Origin of the sequence: uncultured Plantibacter sp. (assembly GCF_963518075.1) — a bacterium.
Taxonomy (GTDB): domain Bacteria; phylum Actinomycetota; class Actinomycetes; order Actinomycetales; family Microbacteriaceae; genus Plantibacter; species Plantibacter flavus_A.
This window is the reverse complement of sequence record NZ_CAUQHZ010000018.1, coordinates 22709-48110: the sequence shown is the minus strand read 5'-3', so window position 1 is coordinate 48110 and position 25402 is coordinate 22709. Positions and strand designations below refer to the sequence as shown.

Sequence of the window (25402 nt, the reverse complement as noted above, 5' to 3'; positions counted from 1 at the left end):
CGGGCGCGGCGTCCTCACCGGCGCCTGGGCGCGCGAGCAGCTCGCCGGCCTCCGCCTCGACGTCGCGGTCGTCGAGGCGCTCGGTGTCTCCGCGGACGGCCGACTGCTCCACGCCTCGCCGGAGGAGGCGGCGGTCGTCGCGGCCGCGGTCGAACTCGCCTCCGCGGCGATCCTCCTGGCCGACCCGGCGACGTTCGGCGCTCACGGCCTCGCGGCCTCCGTCCCGGCCGCCCGCCTCGACGTGGCGGTGGTGCACCAGGGCGTCGACGAACCGACCCTCGACAGCCTCCGCTCGACCGGCGTCCGCGTCGAGACGGCCGGGGCGGACGCATGAGCGGCATCGTGACGGTCACGCCGGCGGCCGCGATCGACCAGACCTATCGCGTCGACGGGCTCCGACTCGGCGACGTCAACCGGGCGGTGGGCGTGTCCACCGAGCTGAGCGGGAAGGGCGTCAACGTCGCGCGGGCGGTCACCCTCTCGCCGCTCCCGGTCCGTGCGGTGGTGCCGATGGGTGCGGACGGACGGATCCTCGCCGACGACCCGGCGCTCCGGACGTTGCTCGCCGTCGTCCCGACCGACGGTCGGACGCGGGTGAACACGACCATCCTCGACGCCGCGACCGGGACGACCAAGGTCAACGAACCGGCGATCCCGCTGCGTGCCGAGGACTGGGCCGCCGTCGTCGCCACCTCCGGCGCGGAGATCGACCGGATCGGCGCGGACTGGCTCGTCCTCTCCGGCACGATCCCGACGGTCCAGGGCGGCACCGGCCCCGTCGACATCCTCCAGTTGCTCCGGCAGGCGGGTGAGCGGGGAGCGCGCGTGGCCGTCGACACCGCGGGTGCGGCGCTCGAGACCGCCGTCGCGAACCTCGACCTCGTCCACCTGCTCAAACCGAACGCGCACGAGCTCGCCGAGCTCACCGGCCGTGAGCTGCTGACGATCGGCGACGTCGCCTCCGCCGCCGACGAACTGCACCGTGCCGGCTGCGACCTCGTCTACGTGAGTATGGGCGCCGACGGGGCGCTCCTCCGCACCGCGGCGGGGCTGTGGCACGCGCATGTCGCAGCCACGGTCGTGAACACGGCCGGAGCCGGCGACGCCTCGTTGGCCGGATTCCTCGTCGGACTCCATGGCGAGGACGGCCGAGACGACCCGGCGGCCGCGGTCGCGTCGGCCGCCGCCTGGGGTGCGCTCGCCGTGTCGAGCGCGACGACCATCCTCACCTCCCTCGAGGCGCTGACCACACCGGTCGCCGTCCAGGACCCCGACCCGACGACACCGCTGAGCGAGCCGGCCACGCCGCCACGCGACGAGACGGCGACGCCATGATCGATCAGGCCGTTCCACGCTTCCACGCCGCCGTGGACCTCGGTGCGTCGAGCGGTCGCGTCATGCTCGGTCGCTGGGCCGACGGCCGCTTGGCGCTCACCGAGGTGCACCGGTTCCCCAACGGCCCGATCACGCAGGACGGTCGACTCCGGTGGGATGCGGAGCGCCTGTTCGAGGAGACCCTCGTCGGGCTCGCGGAGGCCGTCCGGATCGCAGCGGCCGCGGGCGGTGTGCTCGACGGGATCGGGGTCGACAGCTGGGGCGTCGACGTCGCACTCGTGGGCGTCGGCACCGGTACCGCGTTCCCGACCGTGTCGCATCACCGCGGCGCCGACGCCGACGGTCCGGCCCGTGCCGCCGTGCTCGTCGACGCCGCGACGGCCTACGCGGTGACCGGCGTGCTGGAGCAGACCATCAACACCTCATACCAGCTGCGGTCCCGCGCCGAGGAGCTCGACGTCCGCCGAGCCGACGGCGATCGCCCGACCGTGTTGCTCGTCCCGGACCTCTGGGTGTGGCTGCTCACAGGCGTCGTCGGAGCGGAGCGCACGATCGCCTCGACGACGCAGCTGCTCGATCAGGGCACCGGCGACTGGGCGGCGGAGCTCATCCGTCGCTGGGGTCTCGACGGCTTCGACTTCCCGCCGGTGGTCGCACCGGGGACGGTCGCCGGCCCGACGACGCCGGAGGTCACCGCGCGTCTCGGGTCGAGCGTGCCGATCCCCGTCCACCGCGTCGCGGAGCACGACACCGCGTCCGCACTCGCCTTCGCCCGCCCGGACGGCGCGGAGCTCCTCGTCTCGAGCGGCAGCTGGTCCCTCGTCGGGGTGTGCCTGCCGGCGCCGGTGCTCACGGAGCACGCGCGGGACGCCGGCTTCACGAACGAGGCCGGTGCCGCCGGATCCTCCCTGCTCCTCCGCAACCTGGCGGGGATGTGGCTGCTCACGGAGTGCGCCCGCGCCTGGTCCGCCGAGGACGGGAGGGCGCTCGACCTCGTCGAACTCGTGGCGGCCGTGTCGGAGGCAGAAACAGACGCGGCCACGGACGTCACGCCCGCCGTGTTCGACGTCGCCGACCCACGCCTGCTCGTGCCGGGGGACATGCCGGAACGCATCGCGACGCTTTGCCGGGAGACCGGACAGCGTCCACCGGGCGGACGGAGCGACACCGTGCGCAGCGTGGTCGAGAGCCTCGCGGTCGCCTACGCCGAGACGGTCCGGGCCTGCGAGACGATCACCGGGGTGACGATCCGTTCGGTCCGCATCGTCGGCGGCGGATCGCGCAACCGGCTCCTGTGTGCCCGCACGGCGGCACGGACCGGTCTTCCGGTCACCGTCGGCCCGGCGGAGGCTTCGGCGCTCGGCAACCTGGCCGTGCAACTCGTCGCGGCCCGTCACGCGCCGTCGCTCGACGCGGTCTACCGGCACGGCCAGGACGATCACGACCATGACAACGACCATGAGCGGACACCGACATGACCGAGCGCACCGACCAGCCTGAGACCGAGACGGACCTCCTCGACCGCTTCGTCGCCTTCTCGCACGACCTCGGCCGCCCCGATCGGGCGTGGGCGCTCCTGGCGGAGGGCAACACCTCCCTGCTCCTGCCAGAGGACGGTGCTCGGGCGATGCTCGTGAAGGCGAGCGGCGCATCCATGGCCGTGGCGACCGCCGACGACGCGGTCCGTCTCGCGATCGGACCGGTGCTCGACCTCGTCGACTCGCACGCGGGCGGGGACGCCGAGGTGGCTGCGCTGTTCGATGCCGCGGCGCTCGCGGGGAACGGTCGGCGCCCCTCGGTGGAGGCGATCCTCCACGCCGTCTGCCTCGACCTGCCCGGCGTCGTCGCGGTCGGCCACACCCACCCCGTGCCGGTCAACGCCCTGCTCTGCTCGCCGTCGGCCGACACCCTGACCCGCGGTTCGCTCTTCCCCGACCAGATCGTGGTCCTCGGCACCGATCCGGTGCTCGTGCCGTACGTCGACCCCGGGCTCGAACTCGCCCGCACGGTCCGCCGGATGCTCCGTGGGCAGCTCGCCACGACCGGCCGGGTGCCGAAGGTCGTGTACCTGCAGAACCACGGGATGTTCGCCCTCGGTTCCAGTGCGGCCGAGGTCCTCCGGATCACCGAGATGGCCGTGAAGGTCGCCCAGGTGCTCCTCGGAACGCTCGCCGCGGGCGGGCCGGTGTACCTGAGCGACGAGGCCGTCGCACGCATCGACACGAGACCCGACGAACTGCTGCGTCGAGCCGCGCTCGCCGCACAGGAATCCACGACCCACCGCGCCGGGACGGCGCACGGAAGGACCACGACATGAGCCAGCCGACCAGCGCCACCGACCTCACCGGGCAGGTCGCGATCATCACCGGAGCGTCCTCGGGCATCGGCCGCTCGTACGCCCAGGCGCTCGCCGCCGCCGGGGTGCGCACGGTCCTCGTGGGACGCTCCACCGAGCGACTCTCGGCCGTCGCCGACGCCCTGCCGACACCGAGCGTCTTCCTGGCGGGCGACCTCGCCGACCCCGCCGTGTCCGAGCAGGCCGTCGCGCTGGCGCTCGCCGCCTTCGGACGCCTCGACATCGTCCTCGCCAACGCGGGCCTCTACGTCGGTGGTGATGTCGTCGACACCCCGATGACCGCGATCGAGGAGCTCGTCGGCGTCAACGTCCTCGGAGCGATGGCGACGGTTCGCGCAGCGCTGCCGCACCTCGTCGAGCAGGGTGCGGGCGACGTCCTGGTGACGAGCTCGGTGTCCGGTCACCAGGACATCCACTGGGAGCCCGTCTACTCCGCGACGAAACACGCCATGCAGTCGTTCGTCCACACCACCCGGCGGAACCTCGTCGGATCCGGGGTGCGGATGGGCGCGGTCGCCCCCGGCGTCGTGCTCAACGAGCTGTGGGGGATCGCCGAGGGGGCCTCAGGCGTGGAGGACCAGATTGCCGCACGCACCGGCATCCGCTCCGAGGACGTCGCCGACGCCGTGCTCTTCATGCTCACCAGACCCCGACACGTCACCATCCGCGACCTCGTCATCCTGCCCACCGACCAGGAGATCTGAGCGACTCGCGTCGCCCGACGACACCTCCATCAGCCCGCCCCGATCGAAGGACCACACATGTTCTCTGACCTCCACGGCCGTACGGCCGTCATCACCGGCGGGGCCCGCGGGCTCGGCTACTCGATCGCCACGGCGCTCGCCGCGCAGGGCGTCCAGGTGGCGTTGCTCGACCTCTTGCCGACCGTCCACGAGTCGGCCGAGCGGTTGGCGTCCGAGTACGGCGTCCACACCTCTGCGCATGCGGTCGACGTCACCGACGCCACCGCCGTCGAGGCCGCCTTCGCCGCTGCCGAGGCCGAGCTCGGCGCGCCGTCGCTGCTCGTGACCGCGGCGGGCATCACCATCTGGGGCGACAGCGTCGACGTGCCGGCGGACACCTGGCGGAAGGTGCTCGCCGTGAACCTCGACGGCACCTTCTTCGCCGCGCAGTCCTTCGCCCGTCGAGCCATCGCCGCGGGCCGGCCCGCCTCGGCGGTCTTCATCTCGTCGATGTCGGCGTTCATCGTGAACCAGCCGCAGTTCCAGGCCTCCTACAACGCGTCGAAGGCGGCGGTCAGTCACCTCGCGTCGTCGCTCGCGGTCGAGTGGGCACCCTCCGGTGTCCGCGTCAACGCGATCGCCCCCGGGTACTTCCTCTCAGACATGACCCGTGAGTTCACCGAGGCGAACCCCGACCTGGCCGCCGAGTGGACCGCGGCCATCCCGGCGGGCCGGATGGGTCAGCCCGAGGACCTCCACGGGCTCGTCCTGCTGCTCGCATCCGACGCCTCCTCGTACCTCACGGGCCAGAGCCTCGTCATCGACGGCGGCTACACCGCCCTCTGAGCCGGCCCCACCCGCCGAACCGTTCGACCCGACCACACCGACCCGACCGCACCGACCCGAGGACCCGCAATGACGACGACGCCGCCCGAACAGACGCCTGACGACCAGGCCGACCGCGACGCCGTGTGGGGCGCCAGGCGTCGACGCTTCGTCGAGGCCCGATCCGGTGCCGTCGAGCGTGCGTGGGCTCCGCGTGCAGTCCGCGTCGACGACGGGCCGTCGACGGGCCGGCGCCAGGTCGAACTGCGCCACCTCGGCGGACTCGAGGTAACGGTCGAGGTCGACCAGTTCCTCGACCTCGGCGAGGCCTCCTGGAACGGCGAGGTCGTGTCGTTCGTCGCACCGACGACCGCTCCGCAGGCCGAGAGCTGGGCCCGCCGCTGGCAGGGCGGCCTGCTGACGACCTGCGGGCTCACCGCGGTCGGCCTGGCCGCGGAGGCGGACGGTGGGATGCACGGTCGGGCGCATCGCATCCCGGCGACCGTGACCCGCCGCGAGGGGCGATGGACCGCGGCGGGCCGCTACGAGCTCCTCGTCGACGGCCTGCTCCGCGAGGGCGCCGTGTTCCAGCAGAACCTCACGGTGACCCGCAGCATCCGAGCGGAGGTCGGCGTCGCGCGGATCCGTCTGCACGACGTCGTCCGGAACGAGGGGTTCGTCGCCGAGCCGGTGCGCCTGCTCTACCACGTGAACCTCGGCTGGCCGCTGCTGCACGGCGGTGCCGTCGTGGCGGCCGAGGCCGACGTCCCCGGCGGGGCGGGGTCCGAACGCACGGACCCCGGTGGCTGGCGGCGGGTGATCGGCGAGCCCGAGCCGGCGGCCGACGAGCAGGTCGACGCCCTCGACGCGGTCGCCGGGCCCGACGGCTGGTCCATCGCGACCCTGTCGGGCGAGGCCGGCACGGTCACGGTCCGGTTCCGACCGGAGCAGTTGCCGTTCCTCACGGTGTGGCGGAGCACGGCCGCGGGGTCATACGCCCTCGGCATCGAACCCGGCACCTGCTGGCCGAGTCACGCGGCCGGTCCGGATCGCGGGAAGGCGGGCCGGACCGTGGAGCCCGGGGAGTCGTTCGAGGTCGACCTCGAGATCGTGTTCGAGCCGGCGGCCGACGACTTCGGCGACTGAGCCCACCGGCCTCCGTCACCATCCGGTTCCCGGATTCCGAAGAATTCGCGCTGGGGTATGTCATCGATGACATGAACGAGGTATGCTCGCCATGACATCGATGACATGGAGTCATCGTCGGAAGCCGACACGGACGTCGGAACCTGAACGGACACCGCCGTGCACCCTGCTGCGAACCTCGACTCGACCGCCGTCACCTCCGTGGCCTCGGATCGACTCGTCGCCGGCCTCGACCTCGGCAGCACCGGCGTCAAGATCCTCGTGACCGACGCCGACGGCGCCGAGGTCCTCATCCACCAGCTGCCCACCCCGTGGCTCGCCGGTCCAGGCGGCACGACCGTGATGGAGGCGGCGTCCCTCATCGCCACCGTCCGGGAGCTCCTCGACCACGTCGGTGCGGAACTCGTCGACCGGTTCGGGCCGGCCGCGCGGGTCCGGGCGCTCGCCGTCTCCGGCATGGGGGAGTCCGGGATCGTCCTCGACGCCGTCGGCCGGCCCGTCGCGCCCGCCATCGCCTGGTTCGATCCGCGCGGCGCCGAACAGCTCGCGGCCCTCCCCGCCGAGATCGCGGAGCAGTTCGCCGGTCGGACCGGCCTGCCGCTCGGCGTGCAGGTCTCGGTCATAAAGCTCCTCCACCTCCGTGACGCCGGACTCGACCTCGCCGGAACGCGCTGGCTCAACCTGCCGGAGTACCTCGTCGCGGCCCTCGGCGGCGAGGAGGCAGCCGAGTACTCGCTCTCGTCGCGCACCGGCCTGCTCGATCAGGACACCGGTGAGCCGTGGCCCGAGCTGCTCGACCACCTCGGCGTCGACGCGTCGTTCCTCCCGCCGTTCACCGACGCCGGTGCCCCGCTCGGCGCCGCGAGCAGCCAGTGGGTGCCGGCGGTCTTCTCCGGTGCGGCCTTGACCGTCGCCGGCCACGACCACCTCGTGTCGGCCGTCTCCACCGGCTCGTTCCCCGCCGAGCGCTACCACGTGTCGATGGGCACGGCCGAGGTCCTGCTGCGACGCCTCGACGAACCACTCCCGTTCGCCGCCCGCGAGCGGCTCGCCGAGGTGTTCATCAACTGCGTCCGTCACGTCGTGCCGGGCACCTGGGTGCTCGTCGCCGGCGTCAAGACCGGTCTGCTCATGCGTCGCACCCTCCAGCTCGTCGGGGTGACCGACCGCGCAGGGCGCGACCGCCTGGACGACGAGGTCATGGCGCTCCCGGCGGGCGGGCTGCTCGGCGACGGCGACGTCTCGGTCGCGGGCGCCCGGAACGACGACGGCGTCCTCAAGCTCACGGTCCGTGCCGACGGTGCGGGACCGGCCGAGATCTTCGAAGCGGTGCTCCGGCACGGCAACGACGAACTCGCCGTGCTCATCGCGGCGATGGACCGCGAGGTCGCCCCGGCCACCTCGGCGCTGCTCACCGGCGGCTGGGCCGGCATGCGGTCCGTGCAACGCGCCCGAGCGGCCGTCCTGCCCGGCGTGCAGGTGTCGCACCGGTCTCAGGACACGGCATACGGCGCAGCCGTCTTCGCCGGGGCCCTCCTCGAACCCGCCACATCCCGATCACATCCCTGACCGACCACCCGACCACTCAGACCGATCCTCCCCGGCGCGACCGCTGCCGGGACCAGACCCCATCCGAAGCACAAGGAGCACCTCATGAACGCAGTAGCCACCAGGACCAACGAGCTGACGACGCTCGAACGCCGCGCCATGGCCACGATCAGCACCCCGGGCGGTGGCATGCTCATCGTCGCCGGCGACCAGCGCAACGGCATGAAGGCCGTCATGACCGACGCCCCGAACGGCGCGGCCGGCATCAGCCGTGACGAACTCGCCGAGGCCAAGAGCGACCTCGTCCGGTTCCTCGGCAACCACGCACCCGCCATCCTCCTCGACCCGGAGGTCGCCCTCCCGCTCGTCGTCGACGAGCGCACCCTCTCCCGCACGACCGGTCTCGTCGTCGGCATGGACTCCTCGGGATTCGACACCGAGAACGGTCTGCGCCGGACGAAGTACGTCCCCGGCATGGACGCCCGCCGGGTCCGCGAACTCGGTGGCGACGCCGCCAAGATGCTCTTCTACCTGCGCTCCGACCAGCGGGAGGCCGAGCAGGTCGTCATCGACGAGATCGCCCGCCTCGTGGAGGAGTGCACCGCCGAGGGCGTGCTGCTCATCGTCGAGATCCTCGTCTACCAGCTCGACGGCGAGAGCGACGAAGCCTACGCCGAGATCTTCCCCGAGCTCGTGCGCGGCGCCGCGGAGATCTCCGTCGCCGCCGGTTCCAAGGTCCTGAAGCTCCAGTACCCGGGCTCCGCCGAGGCCGCCGCAGCCGTGACCGAGGCCGCCGCCGGTGTGCCGTGGGCCGTGCTGTCCGCCGGCGTCGACCACGAGACCTTCGTCGGCCAGGTCCGCACCGCGGTCGAGAACGGTGCCGGCGGCGCGATGGCCGGTCGTTCGCTGTGGAAGGATAGCCTTTCGATCTCGTCGGCGAAGCGTGAGGAACTGCTCACGAACCGTGCGCTGCCTCGCCTCCGTGAGCTCGAGCAGGTCATCGAGACCGCGCTCGCCGGTCGCTGACGGATCGCGGGCGGCGTCCTCGGTCGCCGCCCGCGAACCAGCCCGATCCGACCACGCCACGCAGGTGGAACCACCCGAGGAGCAGCCATGGCCACGATGCAGGACGTGGCGTCCCTCGCCGGAGTGAGCTCGAAGACGGTCTCCCGCGTGTTCAACGACGACCCGCACGTGCTCCCCGAGACGCGGTCGCGGGTCGAATCGGCCATGCGGGAGCTGAACTACGTCCCGAACGTCCTGGCGCGCACCTTCCGCGCCGGGCGGTCCTCCTCCGTCGGCGTCGCGGTCCCGGACGTCGTCGACCCCTTCTTCGCCGCGGTCGTCCGAGCCGTCGAGGAGGTCTGCTCCGTCTCGGGCATCACCACCCTCGTCACGAGCATCGGCGACGACCCGGCGCGCGAGCGTGCCGTGCTCGACTCCCTGCTCCGCTCACAGCTCATGGGGCTCGTCCTCGCGCCCGTCGCGGAGGATCAGTCGTGGCTCGCGCCGTGGGCCGAGCACACACCCATCGTGTTCGTCGACCGGGCCCCCGGTGGGCTCGACGCCGACAGCTTCGTCGAGGACGACCACCGCGGCGCCTACCTCGCGACGAGGCACCTGCTCGAGCACGGGCACACCCGGGTCGCCTTCATCGCCGACTCGGCACACCCGCCGAGCACCCGTCGCCGACTCGAGGGCTACCGTTCGGCGCTCGCCGAGAGCGGGATCGACCTCGACGACGCCCTCGTCAGCCTCGACGCGACGGACCGCGAACCGGCCGCCGCCGTGGTCGACGGCCTTCTCGCCCTCGCCTCCCCGCCGACGGCCCTGTTCTCGGCGAACGCGCGTGTGACGATGGCGCTCGTCCCAGCGCTGCGCTCGCGGGGGATCGCCTCGCTCGGCTTCGGCGACTTCCCGATGGCCGACCAGCTCGATCCGGCGGTCAGCGTCATCGAACAGGACCCGGCACGACTGGGCCGCCTGGCCGCCACCCGGGCGCTCGCCCGCTTCGGTGACGCGGACGGTGAGCACGAGCGCAGCACCGTCGTCCCCGTCGGGCTCCTCCTGCGGGAGTCCTGCGGCTGTCACCTCACCGCGTGATCCCCCGGTCGGCGGATGCGCCCCGCGCCGTCGCTCCGTAGCGTGGGAAGCTGTTCGCGACCACGGGGGATCACATGCAGCGACCGGACGACACACCGACCGAGGGCGGCTGGGCGCCGATCGGACAGCCCGCGCCTGGACCGAACCGGACGACGCTCGCCGACGGATCGCCGGCACCAGCACCGGCACCGGCCGCGGCTCCGGTGATCGGTGCCGCCGGGCGCGCCGTGCTCGCGCAGCAGCCGGAGTCGGCGGCGGACCGCCAGCGCCGGCGCAACCGCGAGCTGGCCCCGATCCTGCCCACCAGGGTCCCGTGGGTCGCCGTCACGGTCTTCACCGTGCTCGCCGTGGGCCTCGCCTGGCTCATCGCCGCACCGCTGTGGCTGTCAGGTGAGGGACTCGCGAACCCCTGGTTCCAGCTCATCGCCCTCGGCATGATGTACACCCCGACCATCGCCGCGCTCGTCGTGGTGCTGTTCGTCGCCCGTCCGAGGAGCATCCCGCGGCTGCTCGGACTCGCGCCGCTGCGCCCCCTCGGCCGGACCCTCGGGCTCTGCGCGGCGGCGCTCGTCGGGTTCCCCGTCCTCGCGTTCTGCTCCATGCTGCTCGGGCAGGCCATGGGGCTCATCGAGCTCGACCTCGTCGGCCTGTCCGGTCTGGCCGCCATCATGACCGCCTCGGGCGCCGGCGAACTCGGGCGGGACGACCTCACCACGGTCGCCCTGGTCCAGCTCCTCACCCTGCCCCTCGGCGTCCTGGTGGCATCGCTGTCCGCGTTCGGGGAGGAACTCGGCTGGCGCGGCTGGTTGCTGCCGAACCTCCTGCCGCTCGGCACCTGGCCCGCCCTCCTGCTGTCCGGGGCGGTCTGGGGCGTGTGGCACGCACCGCTCATCCTCCTCGGCTACAACTACCAGCGGACCGACCTGGTCGGCCTGCTCCTGATGGTGGGCTGGTGCATGCTGCTCGGCGTCCTCATCGGCTGGTTGCGGCTCCGCTCCGCCTCGGTGTGGCCGGCGGTGATCGCCCACGGCGCGGTGAACGCCGCCGTCGGGGCACTGCTGCTGTTCGCCAGCCCGACGTCGATGCAGGACACCGGCAGTGTGTTCGGCACCCTGCTCGGCTGGCCGGGCTGGATCCTCCTCGCAGCGACGGCGCTCATCCTGGTCGTCACCGGCCAGTTCGGGAAGCGTGCGGTGCCCGGACTGCGTGGCTCGGAGGTCGCCTCGCCCGTGAGCTGATTCTCCGACGCATGCGCGCCGCGTATGAGTCGCACCGGGCAGGCTGCTTGTCCGCCGCTTCGACGCTTGGTGCACTGGGACGATGCGCAGACCCGATCTCCCCGAGGCACCCGTCCGCCCACGTGCCGCCCACGCTCGCCGTCACGGCGGTGGGGTGAGCGCGCGGGTCCGCCGCCGGCGCCTCATCGTCGGCATCGCAGGCGGCCTCGTGCTCGCGCTCCTCGGAGGTGTCGGTGCGCTCGCGCTGCGGCTGCAGGGCAATCTCAGCTCCGAGGCCATCGCCGCCCCGACCGGACGTTCGACCGAGCCTGCGGAGCCAGGCGCACCGGACCCGGCGATCAACGTCCTCCTCCTCGGCTCCGACAGTCGTGACCTCGAGATCGGCGACTACGGCGAGGACACCGGTACCAAGCGCAGCGACGCGATGGTGCTCGTGCATGTGTCCGAGGGCAACACGCGGATCGACGCGATGCAGATCCCGCGTGACACGCTGACCGACCTGTCGATGTGCACGGACACCGGGCGGGGGACGCCCGACGACTACGGGATGGTGAACGCGGCGTTGAACTCGGGGGCCGCCTGCTCGGTCGCCGCGGTGCAAGCGATGACCGGTGTGCCGATCGACCATTTCATCGAGCTCGACTTCAGCGGCTTCCAGGCGATCGTCAACGGCATGGACGGGCTGGCCGTGTGTCTGCCGGCGGACATGGAGGACCCCTATTCGAACCTCGCGCTGCCCGCCGGAGCACAGGTCATCGACGGAACGCAGGCGCTCGCGCTCGCCCGCACCCGGCACGCGGTGGGTGACGGCAGTGACATCTCGCGCCTCGGCAACCAGCAGATGGTGATGTCCGCGATCGTGCAGCGGGCGCTGAGTGCCGAGGTGTTCACCCGGCCGGACCGCCTCATCCGCTTCCTGGACGCGGTCACCTCCTCGCTCACCGTCGACACCGCGCTCGGCGACCTCGCGAGCCTGACCTCGCTCGCGCACCGGGTCTCACAGGTGCCTGCGTCGGCCATCACCTTCCTGACGATGCCGTGGACCGAGGCACCGTCGGACGCCAACCGGGTCGTCCCGAGCGATGACGCGGCGATCGTCTTCTCGAGCCTCGCCACCGATGTCCCGGTGCCGATCGCGGGAGTCGCTGACGCGTCCCCGGCGGAGCCGGTCGCCCCGGTCGAACCGGTGCGGGTCGAGGCGGTCAGCGTCCTCAACGGCTCGCAGACGAACGGGGTCGCGACGGCGACGGCCGACCGCCTGACCGCCCTCGGCTACACCGTCGCGTCGATCGGCGACGCGGAGACGGACACCCCGGTGACGGTCCTGCTCGCGCGCGACTCGGACGCGGCTCGGGCGACGGCCGCCTCCCTCGCCCAGGAGCTGGGGATCACGGTGGTCGTGAGCGGCGAACCGGGGCCGGACGAGGAGGACGTCGTGCTCGTCATCGGTGACGACTTCGGCTCGCTGACCCCGCCTGCCGCGCCGGCGCCCGTCGAGGTCGAGTCCCGCAACGCCGCCGCGGACCTCTGCGGCTGACGCGGGGCGTCGTCAGACCCCGGGTGGGACCCGCTCCGCCAAGCGGAGGAAGGCACTCACTGCGGGTGTCCCGAGGCTGTCGTGGCGGACGAGCAGGCCGATGTCCCTCGTGACCGGTGTCGGGAACCGGCGTACCCGGGCGCCGTTCGCCGCCGCCCAGTCGGCGAGCCGCTCGGGGACCACGGTCAGCCCGACACCGGCGGTCGCGAACCGCGTGAGCGCGTCGCGCTGGGTGGTCACGATCACCCGCGGTGGCTGCACGCCGAAGCGGGCGTAGGCCTCGTCGGTCACAGCGCGCATCGACGTCCCGCGCGGGAGGGTCACCAGGGTGTGCGCAGCCAGCTCGTCGCCGGTGATGGTCGGCGGCGTGTGGCCGGCCTCGCGCTCGGCGACGGTCATCAGGCCGGGGAGGACGATCGCGAACCGCTGTTCCTCCAGGAGCCGCACCTCGACACCGGGGCCGGCGGTGGCCACATCGGCGACACCGAGGTCGATGCGCCCGAGGTCGACGGCTTCGAGCAGTTCGGCGGAGTCGACGGAACCCGTGACCTCGATGCGGACGTCTGGGTGCGCGGCGTGGAACCGGGCGACGAGTTCCGGGACGTGGGTCGCGACGAGCGAGGGAAGCGCACCGATCCGGAGCGTGCCGGCGGTGAGCGCCTGCTGCGCGTCGGCGAGCGCGCGGAGCCCCTTCGCCTCCTGGAGCATCCGTCTCGCCGGACCGAGCACGGACCGGCCTGCATCGGTGACCTGCATGCGCCGACCCACCCGGGTGAAGAGCGCGAGCCCGAGGTCCGTCTCGCAGCGTTGGATGCGTCTCGTGAGCGAGGGCTGCGAGATGCGGAGGACGTCGGCCGCTGCGGCGTACGAGCCGTAGTCGACGACGGCGACGACCGCCTCCAGCTGCTCCAGGTTCATGCGTCGTGGATCCGGATCATGCCTCCACGGTACCGACACCTGCTGGATATGCCTGAGCGCCGGGGATCCCCACAGAGCGGATGCCCGGTCGGTGCCTACGGAGCGCAGGCCTCGAACACGTGGTCGGGGTCGTCCGACGGCGTGAGGTCGCGGTCCCGCAGGATCGTGGAGAACGGGACCTGCGGATCGGCGCACACCTCGTCGAAGGTGCCGCGCAGGTCGTCGGTGTACTCGATGTCCAGCACGGCGCCTCCGTACACCTCGGTGTAGGTGGCGCACTCGTCGAAGCGGTGGCACTCCTCCGTGACGGCGAAGTCGAACCCGACGTCGTCCCGACCACGTGTGCCGAGCTCGGCGGCGTTCTTCTGCCCGATGAGGAGGCCGGCGTCGTGGGCGAGGTCGGCGTACCGGGTGGCGAGGGCGATCGCGTCCTCCACGGTGAGTCGACCGTCGGACCGGGTGTACGAGTCGAGGTTGTCGATCTCGACGGCGTCGAAGCCTGCCTCAGCGCAGCGGGTGATGCTCGCACCGACCCGCTCGGCGATCCGCGCGCGACGGTCGTCGGTGGAGAGGTCGAAGATGAGTTCGTCGGGCCAGTTCTCGTCGATGATCGGTTCACCGGTGTCGTCGGTGAGGACCAGGTCGGGCTCGGCCAGCCAGGCCTCGCGATCGGCCGGCTGGCTCTGGAACCCGTTGACGTAGCAGATGGAGTACCGGTCGGGGTCGGGGGAGTCGGTGCTGTCGCGCGCGACGCCTCCCACCCCTGCCGCCGGTTCGTAGCCGCCACCGAGCTGGTAGTCGAAGACGACGTCCGTGGGGAACCCGCCCGCTGAATGGGTCGGTCCGGTGTCGGAGCTCGCACCACTCGGGAAGGTGGAGCAGCCGGCGGCGGTGACCGCGAGCAGGACGGCGGCGCCCGCCGCGATGAGCAGCTGCGCGCGAGGACGGAGACGGTTCATGTCTCCACCCTAGGTCGCGGTCCCGTCCGGGGGTCGTCGCTCAGCCGGTACCGTTGGGGCATGAAGTATCTGGTGTTGTTCTCCGCGGGTGCCGCGCTCATCGTGCTCGGGATCGTCTTCGCGCTGCTCCTGGAGCTGCCCGTCGGGTTCCGCATCGCCGGGCTCGTGTCCATGCTGCTCGGCACCGTCCTGATGGGTGTCAACATCGGTCTGCAGTTCTTCGATCGCCGCAAGGAACGCGCGCGTCGCCTCTGAGTCACCGCGGCGTAACCAACCGACCCGGTCGGGGTCCCGGCGTTACCCTCGATGGAACCCATCTTCACCGAGGCGGGACGACGACAACCCGGAGGCATCGTGGCGCGCGCGCTCTTCATCATCGACGTACAGAACGACTTCACCGAGGGCGGTGCGCTCGGTGTGGACGGCGGCGAGGCCGTCGCCGCGGGGGTCACGCGGCTGCTGGCCGAGCACGGGGACGAATACGTGCACGTGTTCGCCTCACGCGACTGGCACGACGCCGAGGGCGACAACGACGGTCACTTCGCGACGGGTGAGCCCGACTACGAGACGAACTGGCCGGTGCACTGCGTCGCGGGGAGTGCAGGCGCCGAGTACCACCACGCGCTCGACACCAAGAGCGTCGACACCCACATCCGCAAGGGCCAGGGCGCCCACGGATACTCGATCTTCGAGGGCGTGACGCCGGAGGGTCGGAGCCTGGGGGAGGTCCTCGCCGAGGCGGGCATCACCGACGTCGACGTCGTCGGCCTCGCGACGGACTACTGCGTCCGGGTCAGCGCCCTCGACGCCATCGAGCATGGCCTGCAGGTCCGCGTCCTCGCCGGTCTCGTCGCGCCCGTCGACCGGGCCGCCGGGGATGCGGCGCTCGCCGAGATCGCCGAGGCCGGGGGAGTCGTCGTCCCCGCCTGAACTCCGTCGCCGGGTACCCGATGCAGATAGTAAGCTAGCTGCATATTATTTCGAGCAGGGCGAGGACGGGGCGCGCGCATGACGCACGGACGACACGGCGGAACGCGGACGGACGCGGACACCCGGACGCAGCAGCGGGACCGTGCGGGTGCGCCGCGGTGGCTGCGGGTCGTGCTCCCCGCGGTCCTCATCCTCCTCTGGCTCACGGCCGCCGGCGTCGGCGGTCCGTACTTCGGGAAGGTGAGCGAGGTCGCGACCAACGACCAGACGAGCTTCCTCCCCGCGAGCGCGGACGCGACCGAGGTCCAGACGGCACTCGACGGGTTCCGGGAGGGCGACGACATCCCGGCCCTCGTGCTGTTCGTCCGCGACGGCGGGATCACCGACGAGGACCGGGCGGCGATCGACGACGAGCTGTCAGCGCTGTCCTCGACGGAGGGCGTCGCCGACGGCGTCTCTCCGGCCATCCCCTCCGAGGACGGCGCCGCGGTCGAGGTCTTCGTCCCGATCAGCGGTGACGCAGAGGTCGGCGACGTCGTCGAGGCCATCCGTGCACAGCTCGCCGAAGCGGCCCCGGCCGGCCTCGACGTCTTCGTCACCGGACCGGCGGGGTTCACCGCCGACCTCACCGACGCCTTCGCCGGCATCGACGGCATCCTCCTCCTGACCGCGCTCGGCGCCGTCTTCCTCATCCTCATCGTCGTGTACCGCTCGCCGGTCCTCCCGTTCCTCGTGCTCGGCACCTCGCTGTTCGCCCTCTGCACCGCACTCCTCACCGTGTGGTGGCTCGCGAAGGCCGGCGTCGTCCTGCTGAACGGCCAGGTGCAGGGCATCCTCTTCATCCTCGTGATCGGCGCGGCGACCGATTACTCGCTGCTGTACGTCTCGCGGTACCGGGAGGCGCTCCGCGACCATGAGCGGCGGTGGGATGCGACATGGGCTGCGCTCCGTGGATCGTTCGAGCCGATCGTCGCGTCGGGCGGCACCGTCATCGCCGGACTGCTCTGCCTGCTGCTCAGCGACCTGAACTCGAACAAGGCGCTCGGGCCGGTCGCCTCGATCGGGATCGTCTTCTCGGTCCTCGCGGCGCTCACCTTCCTCCCCGCGCTCCTGCTGGCCTGCGGTCGCACCTCGTTCTGGCCGCTGCGCCCGAAGGTCGGGAGCGAGCACCGGGTGCGCGCCTCATCGACCGACGACACCGCCGTGCCGACCACCGGTCTGTGGGGTGGGATCGCCCGTCTGATCTCCCGCCACGCCCGCGTCGTCTGGATCGGGAGCACCCTGCTCCTCCTGGTCGCGAGCCTCGGGGTCTTCCAGCTCAAGGCGGACGGTGTCGCCCAGAGCGACCTCATCCTCGGCACGTCCGAGGCCCGTGACGGTCAGGCCGCCCTCGGTGAGCACTTCCCGGCCGGCTCGGCGAGCCCCGTGTACGTCCTCACGCAGGAGGGCGATGCCGCGCAGGTCATCGGGATCCTCGAGGATGCTGACGGTCTCGACAGCGTCCAGGTGCTGTCGAGCGACGCCGCGACGGGCACCGCGGATGCGACGGTGAGCGACGGGGAGGCGGTCTTCACGGCTCCCGCCGCGGGGCCGCCGGGGACCCCGGTGGCGTCCGCCGAACCGACGGTCGACGACGGCCGCATCCTCCTCCAGGCGACGCTCGACGCGGCACCGGACTCCGTGACGGCGGAGGAGAGCGTGCGACAGCTGCGCTCGACCCTCGACGCCGAGGTCGGCACCCACACGCCGGTCGGCGGCGTCACGGCGACCGCCATCGACTCGAACGACGCGTCCATCCACGACCGGAACCTCATCATCCCCGTGGTGCTCGCCGTCATCCTCCTCATCCTCATGCTGCTGCTCCGCTCGGTGCTCGCCCCGGTCCTGCTGATCCTCAGCGTGGTGGTGTCCTTCGGTGCGGCCCTCGGGGTCTCCGCGCTCGTGTTCGACCACGTGCTCGGGTTCCCGGGCGCGGACCCGAGTGTGCCGCTCTACGGCTTCGTCTTCCTCGTGGCGCTCGGGATCGACTACAACATCTTCCTCATGACGAGGGTCCGCGAGGAGTCGCTGCGGGTCGGGACGAGGGCCGGCGTGCTGCGGGGGCTGGCGATCACGGGTGGCGTGATCACCTCGGCCGGACTCGTGCTCGCGGCCACGTTCGCGGCGCTGGGCGTCATCCCGATCCTCTTCCTCGCGCAGATCGCGTTCATCGTGGCGTTCGGGGTCCTCCTCGACACGATCATCGTCCGGACGCTGCTCGTCCCGGCCCTCAGCCACGACATCGGGAGCGCCATCTGGTGGCCGTCGAAGCTCGCGAAGGATCGGGTCGAGCACCGGCACGCGGCCTGACCGAGGCGGTCGCGACCGACTACCCCTGCTCAGTGAGGAACGCCAGCACGGCGTCCTTGAACGCCCGCGACGAGACCGCGTTGAAGTGCTCGCGGCCGGGCAGCCCCACGTAGCGGGCACCGGCGGCTTCGGCGAGCCGCCGACTGCCGGCGGCGACCGCGTCGTCGTCTCCGGTCACGAGCAGCATCGGCAGCGGCGGCACCTCGGCCGTGCTCGGTTGGGGTCCTCCGCGGAGGCCTTCCACCAGGGCGATGAGCGCCTCCACGTCGTTGCCCGGGACGCCCTCTGCCATCGTGACGTAGGTGTCGGTCAGGGCGTGCGCGATCGTCGTCCCGGTCCTGACATGGTGACGGGCAGACTCCAGGTCGAAGTCGCGGAGCGAGTCGCCCTCGGGGAGACCGCCGAGGCTGAGGGAACGCACACGGTCCGGGTGTCGGACACCCAGCCGCCAACCCACCCGGGAGCCCAGCGAGTACCCGAGGTAGTGCGGCTCGTCGAGGCCGTAGCCGTCGAGGACGGACAGGACGTCGTCGACGAGGATGTCGAGTCGGTATGCGGCCGGATCCGTCGGTTTGTCGGAGGCTCCGTGACCGCGTTGGTCGAGGCTCAGCAGGCGGTACCCGGCACGCGTCAGTGTGCGCGTCCACCCGGCGAGGTCCCAGTTGAGGCCGGCGCTCGAGGCGAAGCCGTGCACCGCGACGATCGTGCCGAGGTCGCCTGTGCCGGGAGCCGGTTCGTGGAGGTACGTCGCGATCCGGATGCCGTCCGTCGACATGACGTAGGTGGGTTTGGTCGGGGCAGGCTGAGGAAGCACCCGTCAACGATACCCGCGGTGGCGCGGCGTAGGCTCAGTCGACGGCCACCGGTCGTGGTCCCTGGTGCATCATCTCGGAGAGGTACGGGGCGACGACGCTCGTGGAGATGCGGCAGTCGAGCAGCAGGACGCCCTGCGCCCCGGCGTGGACCCAGTCGGTGAGTCCGTCGAGGTCCGCGAGCGTGTCGATCGTCACGCCCTGGCCACCCAACGCCCGCGCGAGGGCGGCGAAGTCGACCTCGTCGATGAGCATCGGGGTCTGGTCGAGTCCACGTGAGCCGTACTGGTGGACCTCGGCTCCGTAGGCGGCGTCGTTGAAGACCACGATCACGCCGCTCGGCACCGTGCGGATGACGGTGTCGAGGTCGGGGAGCGCCATGAGGCCGCCGCCGTCGCCGGTGCAGAGGACGGTGGTGCCCGTGTGCCCGGCCGCCGCGGCACCGACCGCGCTCGGGAACCCGAGCCCGATCGACTGGTAGGCCGTCCCGACCATGACGAGGCGGTCGGGGGAGGGGATGTCGAAGTACATCGGCGCCCAGCCGATGAAGTGGCCGCCGTCCTGCACGACCGTGCGGTCGGCCGGGAGCAGCTCATTGAGTCGGTGCGCGAGGTTCCGGGGGTCGAGGCGCCCGTCGGCGCACAGTCCGTCGCCGGAGGAGCCGTCACCCAGGTCGCGGTCGAGGTGCGGTGCTGGGCGGGCGTGACCGGCCGACGCGACCCATCCGGACCCCGCGCCGTCGGAGAGCCGTTCCAGGAGACCTGCGGCTGCGAGGGCCGCGTCACCGTGGACGAGCTCGTCGACCCTGGCGTTCGTCGGGGCGTCGGCGAGGTCGACCTGGATGACGTGGGCAGCGGGGGAGAAGGCCTCGCCGAACCGCATCGTGAACTGGTTGAGGCCGGCGCCGACGACGAGCACGACGTCCGCCTCGGCGATGCGACTCGCGGCGTGCTCCGTCGCGAAGCCGCCGGCCACCCCGAGATCACGGGGGCTGGAACCGAAGAGCCCGCGTCCGAGCGCCGTGGTCGCGGTGTGGGCGTCGAGCAGCTCCGCGAGCTCACCGAGGACGGGGCCGGCGTCGGCCAGCCAGGCTCCACGCCCGGCCAGGATGAGCGGACGATGTGCGCCGCGCAGAGCGGCGGCGGCGGTGTCCAGGCGCCGCGCGACGGGCTCCACGCGGGACGGCCGGACGAGCGCCGGGTGGTGCGGTGTGCCGTCCGCCCGCAGCGGCTCGTCGGACGCCACGGCGGCGAGGTCGTAGGGGATCGCGAGCACGACCGCGGTCCGGCGGTGGACGGCGTGCTCGATGGCGCGGAGCGTGGTCGCGGTGGCGTCGTCACGACCGACGGTGAAGGTCGGTGCACCGAGCCCGGCGGCGATCTGGAACTGGTCGACGTCCCAGGGGCGGGCCCCGGTGGTCGGGGCGTCACCGACGACGAGGATCAGCGGGATCTGGGCCATCACCGCCTCCGCGAGGGGCGTCAGGGTGTTGGTGAATCCGGCTCCGTAGGTCGCGGTCGCGGCAGCGAGACCGCCGCCGGCACGGGCGTAGGCGTCGGCTGCGGCGACGCCCCCGGCCTCGTGACGCATGGCGGTGAAGCGGGTCCTGGTCGTGGCGAGTGCGTCGAGGAGGTGCGCGTTGCCGTTGCCCATGACGCCGAACACCTCGGAGACATGGCGGCTGAGTGCCTGTGCCACCCGGGCGGAGACGGTGGAGGAGCGGGTCGACGTGGGAACGGTCGACGAAGCGTGTTCGGACATGGGAGACCTTCGAGAACGTGGACGGATGGGATTCCGTGTGTGTCTCGCCGGTGCTGGCCGCGCTATCGCCCTTTTTTCGAGCAACGACCCCCGTGCTGCGGAGTCTGACGAGCACACTCTACTCCGCGGCGACCGCGCTGCACAGTGCGGCAGCGACAGCATCCGCTCCACATCCGTGACGCCTGCCGGACAGTCGGACCCGGGTTCGACGGAGGCTGGCTCCATGAACCACATCGTGCAGGCCAACGCGGCCGAAGACCTCCTCGCCCTCATCCCCGGACTCGTCGGAAGCACTCCGAGATCGAGTCTCGTCGTCGTCCTGTTCGCGGGCCGTCACAGCCGCGGCGCACTCCAGGTGCACCTGCCTGCCGGAACGGACGTCGACCGGCAGGTGGCGGACGCCGCCGCGGAGCGAGCACTCGGGTTCGCCTGCCGGGCCCCGGGTGTCGACGCCATCGTGCCCGTGGTCTACACGGACGACGCGTTCGGAGCCGGGGCGGAGCCGCCGGGAAGGACGATCGCCGACGCCGTCCTCGAGCTGGCGACCGCGCAGGGGTTCACGGTCAAAGACGCCCTCTGCTCGGCCGCTGACGGCTGGGGCTCCTACCTCGACCCCGGACTCCCCGCCGGAGGGCGTCCGCCGGCGATCGTGGCCTCGGCGGCGGTCCCGCCGGTCCCACCGCTCCCCTGGGAGCTCGTCACGACCGAGGTCCCGTCGGTGGACGTGGCGACGTTCGCAGCCGTCGACCTCGAGTACCGGGTGCTCTGCGCTCGACTGGCCTCCATGCTCGACGAGGCCGTCGATCGCGCCCGCACGACCTGGCGGATCGACGTCGGAGACGCCGTGGAACGACTCGACGGCCTTCCTGCGGTCTTCGAGGACGCGCTCGCCCGCGGCGTCGAGGGGATGACCGCCCGGGAAGTGGCCTTCCTGTTGCTGAGCCTCTCACGCCCTTGGGCGAGCGATCTCGCACTCATGCAGTGGGCGTTCGGGCGCGAGCTGGGCGAGGAACTCGACGACGCCGAACGCGCGTACGGGCATCTGCCGGTCGGGACGGACGACCCGGAGGTGTTCCACCGGGTCGCCCACCTGCTGGTCGGCGACGGACCGCATCCCGACGTCCAACGCATCCGTGCAGCGAGCAGCCTGCTCCTCGGCGTCGCGGCGCGAGCGTCGGAGTCCGCACGCGTCGCGCCGCTCGCCATGCTCGCCTGGCTGTCGTGGGCGCTCGGCCAGAGCACGCGCGCGACCGCCTTCCTCGCCGAGCTGGTCGACGAGGAGCTGGACCACCCGCTGGCGGCGACCGTCGGGTCGCTGATCCGCCAGGGGCACCTCCCGGCCTGGGCGTTCTGCAGCACCCCGGGAACACGCGACGGCGTGGCCGCCCCCAGCGATCAGCCCGCCGCGTGACGCTCCAGGAAGTCGTAGACCTCGGAGTCGTCGACGCCCGGGAAGGTGCCGCTCGGCAGCGGGGAGAGGATATGGGTGTGCAACCGGGCGCTCGGCCAGGCCTGCTCCCGCCACTTGTCGGCGAGGTCCGACGGCGGTCGACGGCAGCAGGTCGGGTCCGGGCAGGTGGAGACCGCACGCGTCGTGGTCTCCCGTCCGCGGAACCACTTCGCCTCGCCCCAGGGCACGCCGACCGAGATCGAGAACTCCCCGGCCTCGGTCGTGCCGGTCTGCGTCGCGCACCAGAAGGTACCGGCCGGGGTGTCGGTGTACTGGTAGAGCTCCGTGGTGCGGTTCGTCCGCGCGAAGGCGTTCCGTGCGCTCCACTTCCGGCACACGATCTGGCCCTCCACCGCGCCAGTCACGTCGACGGGCAGCGGCAGCGCATCGTTCTCATAGGCCTTCGAGATCGCCCCGTCCTCGGAGACCCGCAGGAAGTGCAGGCGCATGTCGAGCCGGGCGGTCGCCAGGTTCGTCAGGCGCAGCGCCGCGGCCTCATGGGTGACCCCGAAGGCGTCGCGGAAGTCCTCGACGGCCAGGTTGCGGTCGCGCTTGGCCTGTTGCAGGAACGACACCGCGGCCGTCTGCGGCATGAGCGCCGCCGCAGCGAAGTAGTTGATCTCGAGCCGTTGCCGGAGGAACTCGGCGTAACTCGTCGGACGCTGGTGCCCGAGCAGGCGGTGCGCCATCGCCTGCAGGGCCATGGACCGCAGGCCGTGTCCGCCGGGGATCGAGGCCGGTGGCAGGTAGATGCGCCCGTTCTCGAGATCGGTGACGCTGCGGGCGGAGTGCGGCAGGTCGTTGACGTAGATGAGGTCGAAGCCGAGCTGTTCCGCCATGATGCTCACCGTGCGGTGGGTGAGTGCGCCGGTGCTGTGCCCGGCGCGCAGCACGCGCGACTCCGCGAGTTCCTCGATCTCGGGCAGGTGGTTGTCGCGCTCCCGCATCCACTCCCGCAACTCGGTGTTGGCACGCCGCGCCTCCTCCGGGGTCGCGATCGCCTCGCTCGCGTGCCGCTGCAGTTCGCGGTGCAGGCCCACGAGTGCGCGGAGGGCCTCGTCGGGGATGCCTTTCGACGGCTTGACGATCGGCAGGGTCAACTCGCCGTAGAGGGCACTGCGCTGGAGGCGGTCCAGCTCGATCTCCAGTGCCGCGCGGGGGTTCGGTGCCTCCTTCGACAGCAGGTCGGTCAGGTCGACCCCGAGCGCGGTCGTCAGCTCCTGCAGGACCGACAGCTTCGGCTCGCGTTTCCCGTTCTCGATGAGGGAGAGCTGGCTCGCCGCCAGCCCGACCCGTTCGCCGAGGTCGTCGAGGGTGAGGCCTCGCCGGGTCCGGAAGTGCCGGATCCGATGGCCGAGCGTGAGAAGTTCGGCAGCGGCGGTCGATGTGGGAGTCGGCGTCATTCCTTCACCGTATCGAAAGAACCGCAATTCTTGAAGGGTGAATACCCGTGAAGATCGACACAATCAGAAGCATGGTGGCTCTACGACCACTTCTTGACCGTCCCACCAACGCCGGAGGAACGCATGTCCATCGCCGAACTGATTCCCGATACCGCACCCGCCCTCGCCGCCCGCGCGGAGCTCCGAGCGGTGCCGCGCCCGAAGCGGACCGGCCTCGCCGAGCTGCACGCCTGGGTCGACGACCTCGCGGCCCTCCTGGGGCCGTCCGCGATCCACTGGGTCGACGGCTCCGCGAGCGAGTCGCACCGGCTCACCCACCAGCTCGTCGAGGAGAGGAAGCTGATCAAGCTCAACCCCGAGTGGCGGCCGAACAGTTTCCTCGCCCGCAGCGATCCGCGCGACGTCGCGCGCGTCGAGGACCGCACCTTCATCTGCTCCGAGCAGGAGGAGGACGCCGGCCCGACCAACAACTGGCGGGATCCCGCAGTGATGCGTGACGAACTGCACGGGGTCTTCGCCGGCAGCATGCGCGGTCGCACGATGTACGTCGTGCCGTTCTCGATGGGCGCGGTCGGCGGGCCGCTTTCGCAGCTCGGCGTGCAGATCACCGACTCGGCGTACGCGGTGCTCAGCATGGGGATCATGACGCGGATGGGTGACCGCGTGCTGGAGCTCATCGCCGACGGACAACCGTGGGTCAGGACCGTCCACTCGGTCGGCGCCCCGCTCGACGCGGGGCAGGCCGACGTGGTCTGGCCGTGCAACGACACCAAGTACATCGTCCAGTTCCCGGAGACGCGCGAAGTGTGGTCCTTCGGCTCCGGCTACGGCGGTAACGCACTCCTCGCGAAGAAGTGCTTCGCACTGCGGATCGCCTCGGTCATCGGACGCGACGAGGGTTGGTTGGCCGAGCACATGCTGCTGGTCCGGGTCGTCTCGCCGGAGGGCCGGGCGTTCCACATCGCCGCCGCGTTCCCCTCGGCCTGTGGCAAGACCAACCTGGCGATGCTGCGTCCGACGATCCCCGGGTGGACGGTCGAGACCCTCGGCGACGACATCGCGTGGATCCGACCCGGCGACGACGGCCGTCTGTACGCCATCAACCCGGAGGCCGGCTTCTTCGGGGTCGCGCCCGGCACGGGCGCCGGCACGAACGCGACGGCCGTCGACACCTTGTGGGGCAACACGATCTTCACGAACGTCGCGCTCCGCGACGACGGAGACGTCTGGTGGGAGGGACTGACCCCCGAGCCGCCCGCCCACCTCGTCGACTGGCAGGGGCAGGACTGGACGCCCGAGTCGGGGCGCCCGGCGGCCCACCCGAACTCGCGGTTCACCGTCGCGGCGGCGCAGTGCCCGTCGATCGCCGACGACTGGGACGCGGCCGACGGCGTCCCGCTCGACGCGATCCTCTTCGGCGGGCGTCGCGCCACGAACGTCCCGCTCGTGGTCGAGGCCAGCAGCTGGGAGCACGGCGTGTTCATGGGGGCGACGATCTCCTCCGAGCAGACCGCGGCCGCCGAGGGCACGGTCGGGGAGCTTCGTCGCGACCCCTTCGCGATGCTCCCGTTCTGCGGCTACAACATGGCGGACTACTGGAGTCACTGGCTCCGAGTGGGCGGTGCACTCGAGCACGGCAAGGCGCCGCGGATCTTCCAGGTCAACTGGTTCCGGAAGGACGCCGACGGCTCCTTCCTGTGGCCTGGCTTCGGCGAGAATTCCCGGGTCGTCGAGTGGATCGTGCGGCGGCTCGAGCACGAGGTCGACGCACGGGAGTCGGCGATCGGCCGGTTGCCGCTCCTCGACGAGCTGAACCTCGACGGCATCGACGTGCCCGAGGCCGACCTCGACGCCCTGTTCGCCGTCGACCGCGAGTCCTGGCTCGTCGAGTGCGACCTCACCGAGTCCTTCTTCGACACCTTCGGCAGCCGCGTCCCGGCCGCCCTCCGTGCGGAACTCGCCGCCCTGCGCTACCGCCTCCGATCCTGATCCTCGTCCTCCATTCGCCCTATTTTGGGCGAATGGAGGTTCGGGTGCCCAAAGATGGGC

At 71.8% G+C, this 25402-nt stretch carries 22 protein-coding genes; 17 read left to right on the top strand and 5 right to left on the bottom strand.

Going from position 1 to position 25402, the window contains the following annotated elements; translation table 11 throughout:
• The 12 genes from RWN05_RS16555 to RWN05_RS16500 all read left to right on the top strand — a co-directional run.
• On the top strand, window positions 1-334 hold a 334-nt coding region (locus RWN05_RS16555; protein WP_314140350.1), incomplete at its 5' end, for a hypothetical protein.
• Entirely contained in the window at window positions 331-1335 is a 1005-nt protein-coding gene (locus tag RWN05_RS16550; protein WP_314140349.1) for a PfkB family carbohydrate kinase, read from the top strand. The genes RWN05_RS16555 and RWN05_RS16550, both read left to right, overlap by 4 nt.
• A complete protein-coding gene (locus RWN05_RS16545) occupies window positions 1332-2813 on the top strand; it encodes an FGGY-family carbohydrate kinase (RefSeq protein WP_314140347.1) in 1482 nt (493 codons plus the stop codon). Before RWN05_RS16550 ends, RWN05_RS16545 begins: the two co-directional genes overlap by 4 nt.
• Entirely contained in the window at window positions 2810-3652 is an 843-nt protein-coding gene (locus RWN05_RS16540) for a class II aldolase/adducin family protein (RefSeq protein ID WP_314140346.1), read from the top strand. The genes RWN05_RS16545 and RWN05_RS16540 overlap by 4 nt, the downstream gene beginning before the upstream one ends.
• A complete protein-coding gene (locus tag RWN05_RS16535) occupies window positions 3649-4395 on the top strand; it encodes an SDR family oxidoreductase (protein WP_064294796.1) in 747 nt (248 codons plus the stop codon). Before RWN05_RS16540 ends, RWN05_RS16535 begins: the two co-directional genes overlap by 4 nt.
• A gap of 57 nt (window positions 4396-4452) precedes the next feature.
• Window positions 4453-5220 carry an SDR family oxidoreductase gene (locus tag RWN05_RS16530; protein WP_314140345.1) on the top strand — a complete coding sequence of 256 codons (768 nt, stop codon included), beginning with the start codon at window positions 4453-4455 and terminating at the stop codon, window positions 5218-5220.
• A gap of 69 nt (window positions 5221-5289) precedes the next feature.
• Window positions 5290-6345 carry a DUF4432 family protein gene (locus RWN05_RS16525; RefSeq protein ID WP_314140343.1) on the top strand — a complete coding sequence of 352 codons (1056 nt, stop codon included), beginning with the start codon at window positions 5290-5292 and terminating at the stop codon, window positions 6343-6345.
• Between the two features lie 159 nt (window positions 6346-6504).
• Window positions 6505-7914: an L-fuculokinase gene (locus RWN05_RS16520; protein ID WP_205847526.1), complete on the top strand. Its 1410-nt coding sequence runs from the start codon at window positions 6505-6507 to the stop codon at window positions 7912-7914.
• An 84-nt stretch (window positions 7915-7998) separates the two neighbouring features.
• On the top strand, window positions 7999-8919 hold the full coding sequence (locus RWN05_RS16515) for a hypothetical protein (RefSeq protein ID WP_197479028.1): 921 nt from the start codon (window positions 7999-8001) through the stop codon (window positions 8917-8919).
• An 87-nt stretch (window positions 8920-9006) separates the two neighbouring features.
• The gene (locus RWN05_RS16510) at window positions 9007-9996 is read left to right on the top strand and encodes a LacI family DNA-binding transcriptional regulator (RefSeq protein ID WP_191941509.1); all 990 of its coding nucleotides are present in this window, start codon (window positions 9007-9009) and stop codon (window positions 9994-9996) included.
• Window positions 9997-10070: 74 nt separating this feature from the next.
• Complete coding sequence (locus tag RWN05_RS16505) at window positions 10071-11234, top strand: CPBP family intramembrane glutamic endopeptidase (protein WP_314140340.1); 1164 nt, start codon at window positions 10071-10073, stop codon at window positions 11232-11234.
• 82 nt (window positions 11235-11316) lie between these two features.
• Window positions 11317-12771, top strand: coding sequence for an LCP family protein (locus RWN05_RS16500; protein WP_314140338.1), 1455 nt, complete (start codon window positions 11317-11319; stop codon window positions 12769-12771).
• A gap of 12 nt (window positions 12772-12783) precedes the next feature.
• Here RWN05_RS16500 and RWN05_RS16495 read toward each other — a convergent pair whose 3' ends face one another.
• Both RWN05_RS16495 and RWN05_RS16490 read right to left on the bottom strand, forming a co-directional pair.
• Complete coding sequence (locus RWN05_RS16495) at window positions 12784-13689, bottom strand: LysR family transcriptional regulator (protein WP_064294801.1); 906 nt, start codon at window positions 13687-13689, stop codon at window positions 12784-12786.
• Window positions 13690-13784: 95 nt separating this feature from the next.
• Window positions 13785-14648 (bottom strand): endo alpha-1,4 polygalactosaminidase, encoded by an 864-nt coding sequence (locus RWN05_RS16490; RefSeq protein WP_314140337.1) that lies wholly within the window; start codon window positions 14646-14648, stop codon window positions 13785-13787.
• A gap of 60 nt (window positions 14649-14708) precedes the next feature.
• Between RWN05_RS16490 and RWN05_RS16485 the strand changes: the two genes are divergently transcribed.
• The 3 genes from RWN05_RS16485 (at window position 14709) to RWN05_RS16475 (ending at window position 17927) form a co-directional block, all read left to right on the top strand.
• On the top strand, window positions 14709-14903 hold the full coding sequence (locus RWN05_RS16485; protein WP_064294803.1) for a hypothetical protein: 195 nt from the start codon (window positions 14709-14711) through the stop codon (window positions 14901-14903).
• 99 nt (window positions 14904-15002) lie between these two features.
• Complete coding sequence (locus RWN05_RS16480; protein ID WP_314140353.1) at window positions 15003-15578, top strand: isochorismatase family protein; 576 nt, start codon at window positions 15003-15005, stop codon at window positions 15576-15578.
• 78 nt (window positions 15579-15656) lie between these two features.
• Window positions 15657-17927, top strand: coding sequence for an efflux RND transporter permease subunit (locus tag RWN05_RS16475; RefSeq protein ID WP_314140335.1), 2271 nt, complete (start codon window positions 15657-15659; stop codon window positions 17925-17927).
• Window positions 17928-17946: 19 nt separating this feature from the next.
• Here the strand turns inward: RWN05_RS16475 and RWN05_RS16470 are convergent, their stop codons facing one another.
• Window positions 17947-18741, bottom strand: a complete 795-nt coding sequence (locus RWN05_RS16470; RefSeq protein WP_314140334.1) for an alpha/beta hydrolase — start codon at window positions 18739-18741, stop codon at window positions 17947-17949.
• Window positions 18742-18775: 34 nt separating this feature from the next.
• Entirely contained in the window at window positions 18776-20500 is a 1725-nt protein-coding gene (locus tag RWN05_RS16465; protein WP_079002891.1) for a thiamine pyrophosphate-binding protein, read from the bottom strand.
• A gap of 223 nt (window positions 20501-20723) precedes the next feature.
• Here RWN05_RS16465 and RWN05_RS16460 point away from each other — a divergent pair, with 223 nt between their 5' ends.
• Entirely contained in the window at window positions 20724-21911 is a 1188-nt protein-coding gene (locus tag RWN05_RS16460) for a DUF4192 family protein (RefSeq protein WP_314140332.1), read from the top strand.
• On the opposite strand, the gene RWN05_RS16455 is transcribed toward RWN05_RS16460, so the two are convergent.
• Window positions 21896-23353, bottom strand: a complete 1458-nt coding sequence (locus RWN05_RS16455; RefSeq protein WP_071262537.1) for a helix-turn-helix transcriptional regulator — start codon at window positions 23351-23353, stop codon at window positions 21896-21898. The two genes, RWN05_RS16460 and RWN05_RS16455, sit on opposite strands and share 16 nt — an antisense overlap.
• A gap of 123 nt (window positions 23354-23476) precedes the next feature.
• Between RWN05_RS16455 and RWN05_RS16450 the strand changes: the two genes are divergently transcribed.
• A complete protein-coding gene (locus tag RWN05_RS16450) occupies window positions 23477-25342 on the top strand; it encodes a phosphoenolpyruvate carboxykinase (GTP) (protein ID WP_314140352.1) in 1866 nt (621 codons plus the stop codon).
• Window positions 25343-25402: the final 60 nt, after the last annotated feature.

Coding starts and splice junctions, on each gene's coding strand:
- RWN05_RS16460 (WP_314140332.1), top strand. CDS start 20,724: ATGAACCACATCGTGCAGGCCAACGCGGCCGAAGACCTCCTCGCCCTC.
- RWN05_RS16495 (WP_064294801.1), bottom strand. CDS start 13,689: ATGAACCTGGAGCAGCTGGAGGCGGTCGTCGCCGTCGTCGACTACGGC.
- RWN05_RS16530 (WP_314140345.1), top strand. CDS start 4,453: ATGTTCTCTGACCTCCACGGCCGTACGGCCGTCATCACCGGCGGGGCC.
- RWN05_RS16525 (WP_314140343.1), top strand. CDS start 5,290: ATGACGACGACGCCGCCCGAACAGACGCCTGACGACCAGGCCGACCGC.
- RWN05_RS16475 (WP_314140335.1), top strand. CDS start 15,657: ATGACGCACGGACGACACGGCGGAACGCGGACGGACGCGGACACCCGG.
- RWN05_RS16535 (WP_064294796.1), top strand. CDS start 3,649: ATGAGCCAGCCGACCAGCGCCACCGACCTCACCGGGCAGGTCGCGATC.
- RWN05_RS16545 (WP_314140347.1), top strand. CDS start 1,332: ATGATCGATCAGGCCGTTCCACGCTTCCACGCCGCCGTGGACCTCGGT.
- RWN05_RS16450 (WP_314140352.1), top strand. CDS start 23,477: ATGTCCATCGCCGAACTGATTCCCGATACCGCACCCGCCCTCGCCGCC.
- RWN05_RS16510 (WP_191941509.1), top strand. CDS start 9,007: ATGGCCACGATGCAGGACGTGGCGTCCCTCGCCGGAGTGAGCTCGAAG.
- RWN05_RS16550 (WP_314140349.1), top strand. CDS start 331: ATGAGCGGCATCGTGACGGTCACGCCGGCGGCCGCGATCGACCAGACC.
- RWN05_RS16515 (WP_197479028.1), top strand. CDS start 7,999: ATGAACGCAGTAGCCACCAGGACCAACGAGCTGACGACGCTCGAACGC.
- RWN05_RS16465 (WP_079002891.1), bottom strand. CDS start 20,500: ATGTCCGAACACGCTTCGTCGACCGTTCCCACGTCGACCCGCTCCTCC.
- RWN05_RS16540 (WP_314140346.1), top strand. CDS start 2,810: ATGACCGAGCGCACCGACCAGCCTGAGACCGAGACGGACCTCCTCGAC.
- RWN05_RS16490 (WP_314140337.1), bottom strand. CDS start 14,648: ATGAACCGTCTCCGTCCTCGCGCGCAGCTGCTCATCGCGGCGGGCGCC.
- RWN05_RS16505 (WP_314140340.1), top strand. CDS start 10,071: ATGCAGCGACCGGACGACACACCGACCGAGGGCGGCTGGGCGCCGATC.
- RWN05_RS16455 (WP_071262537.1), bottom strand. CDS start 23,353: ATGACGCCGACTCCCACATCGACCGCCGCTGCCGAACTTCTCACGCTC.
- RWN05_RS16485 (WP_064294803.1), top strand. CDS start 14,709: ATGAAGTATCTGGTGTTGTTCTCCGCGGGTGCCGCGCTCATCGTGCTC.
- RWN05_RS16500 (WP_314140338.1), top strand. CDS start 11,317: ATGCGCAGACCCGATCTCCCCGAGGCACCCGTCCGCCCACGTGCCGCC.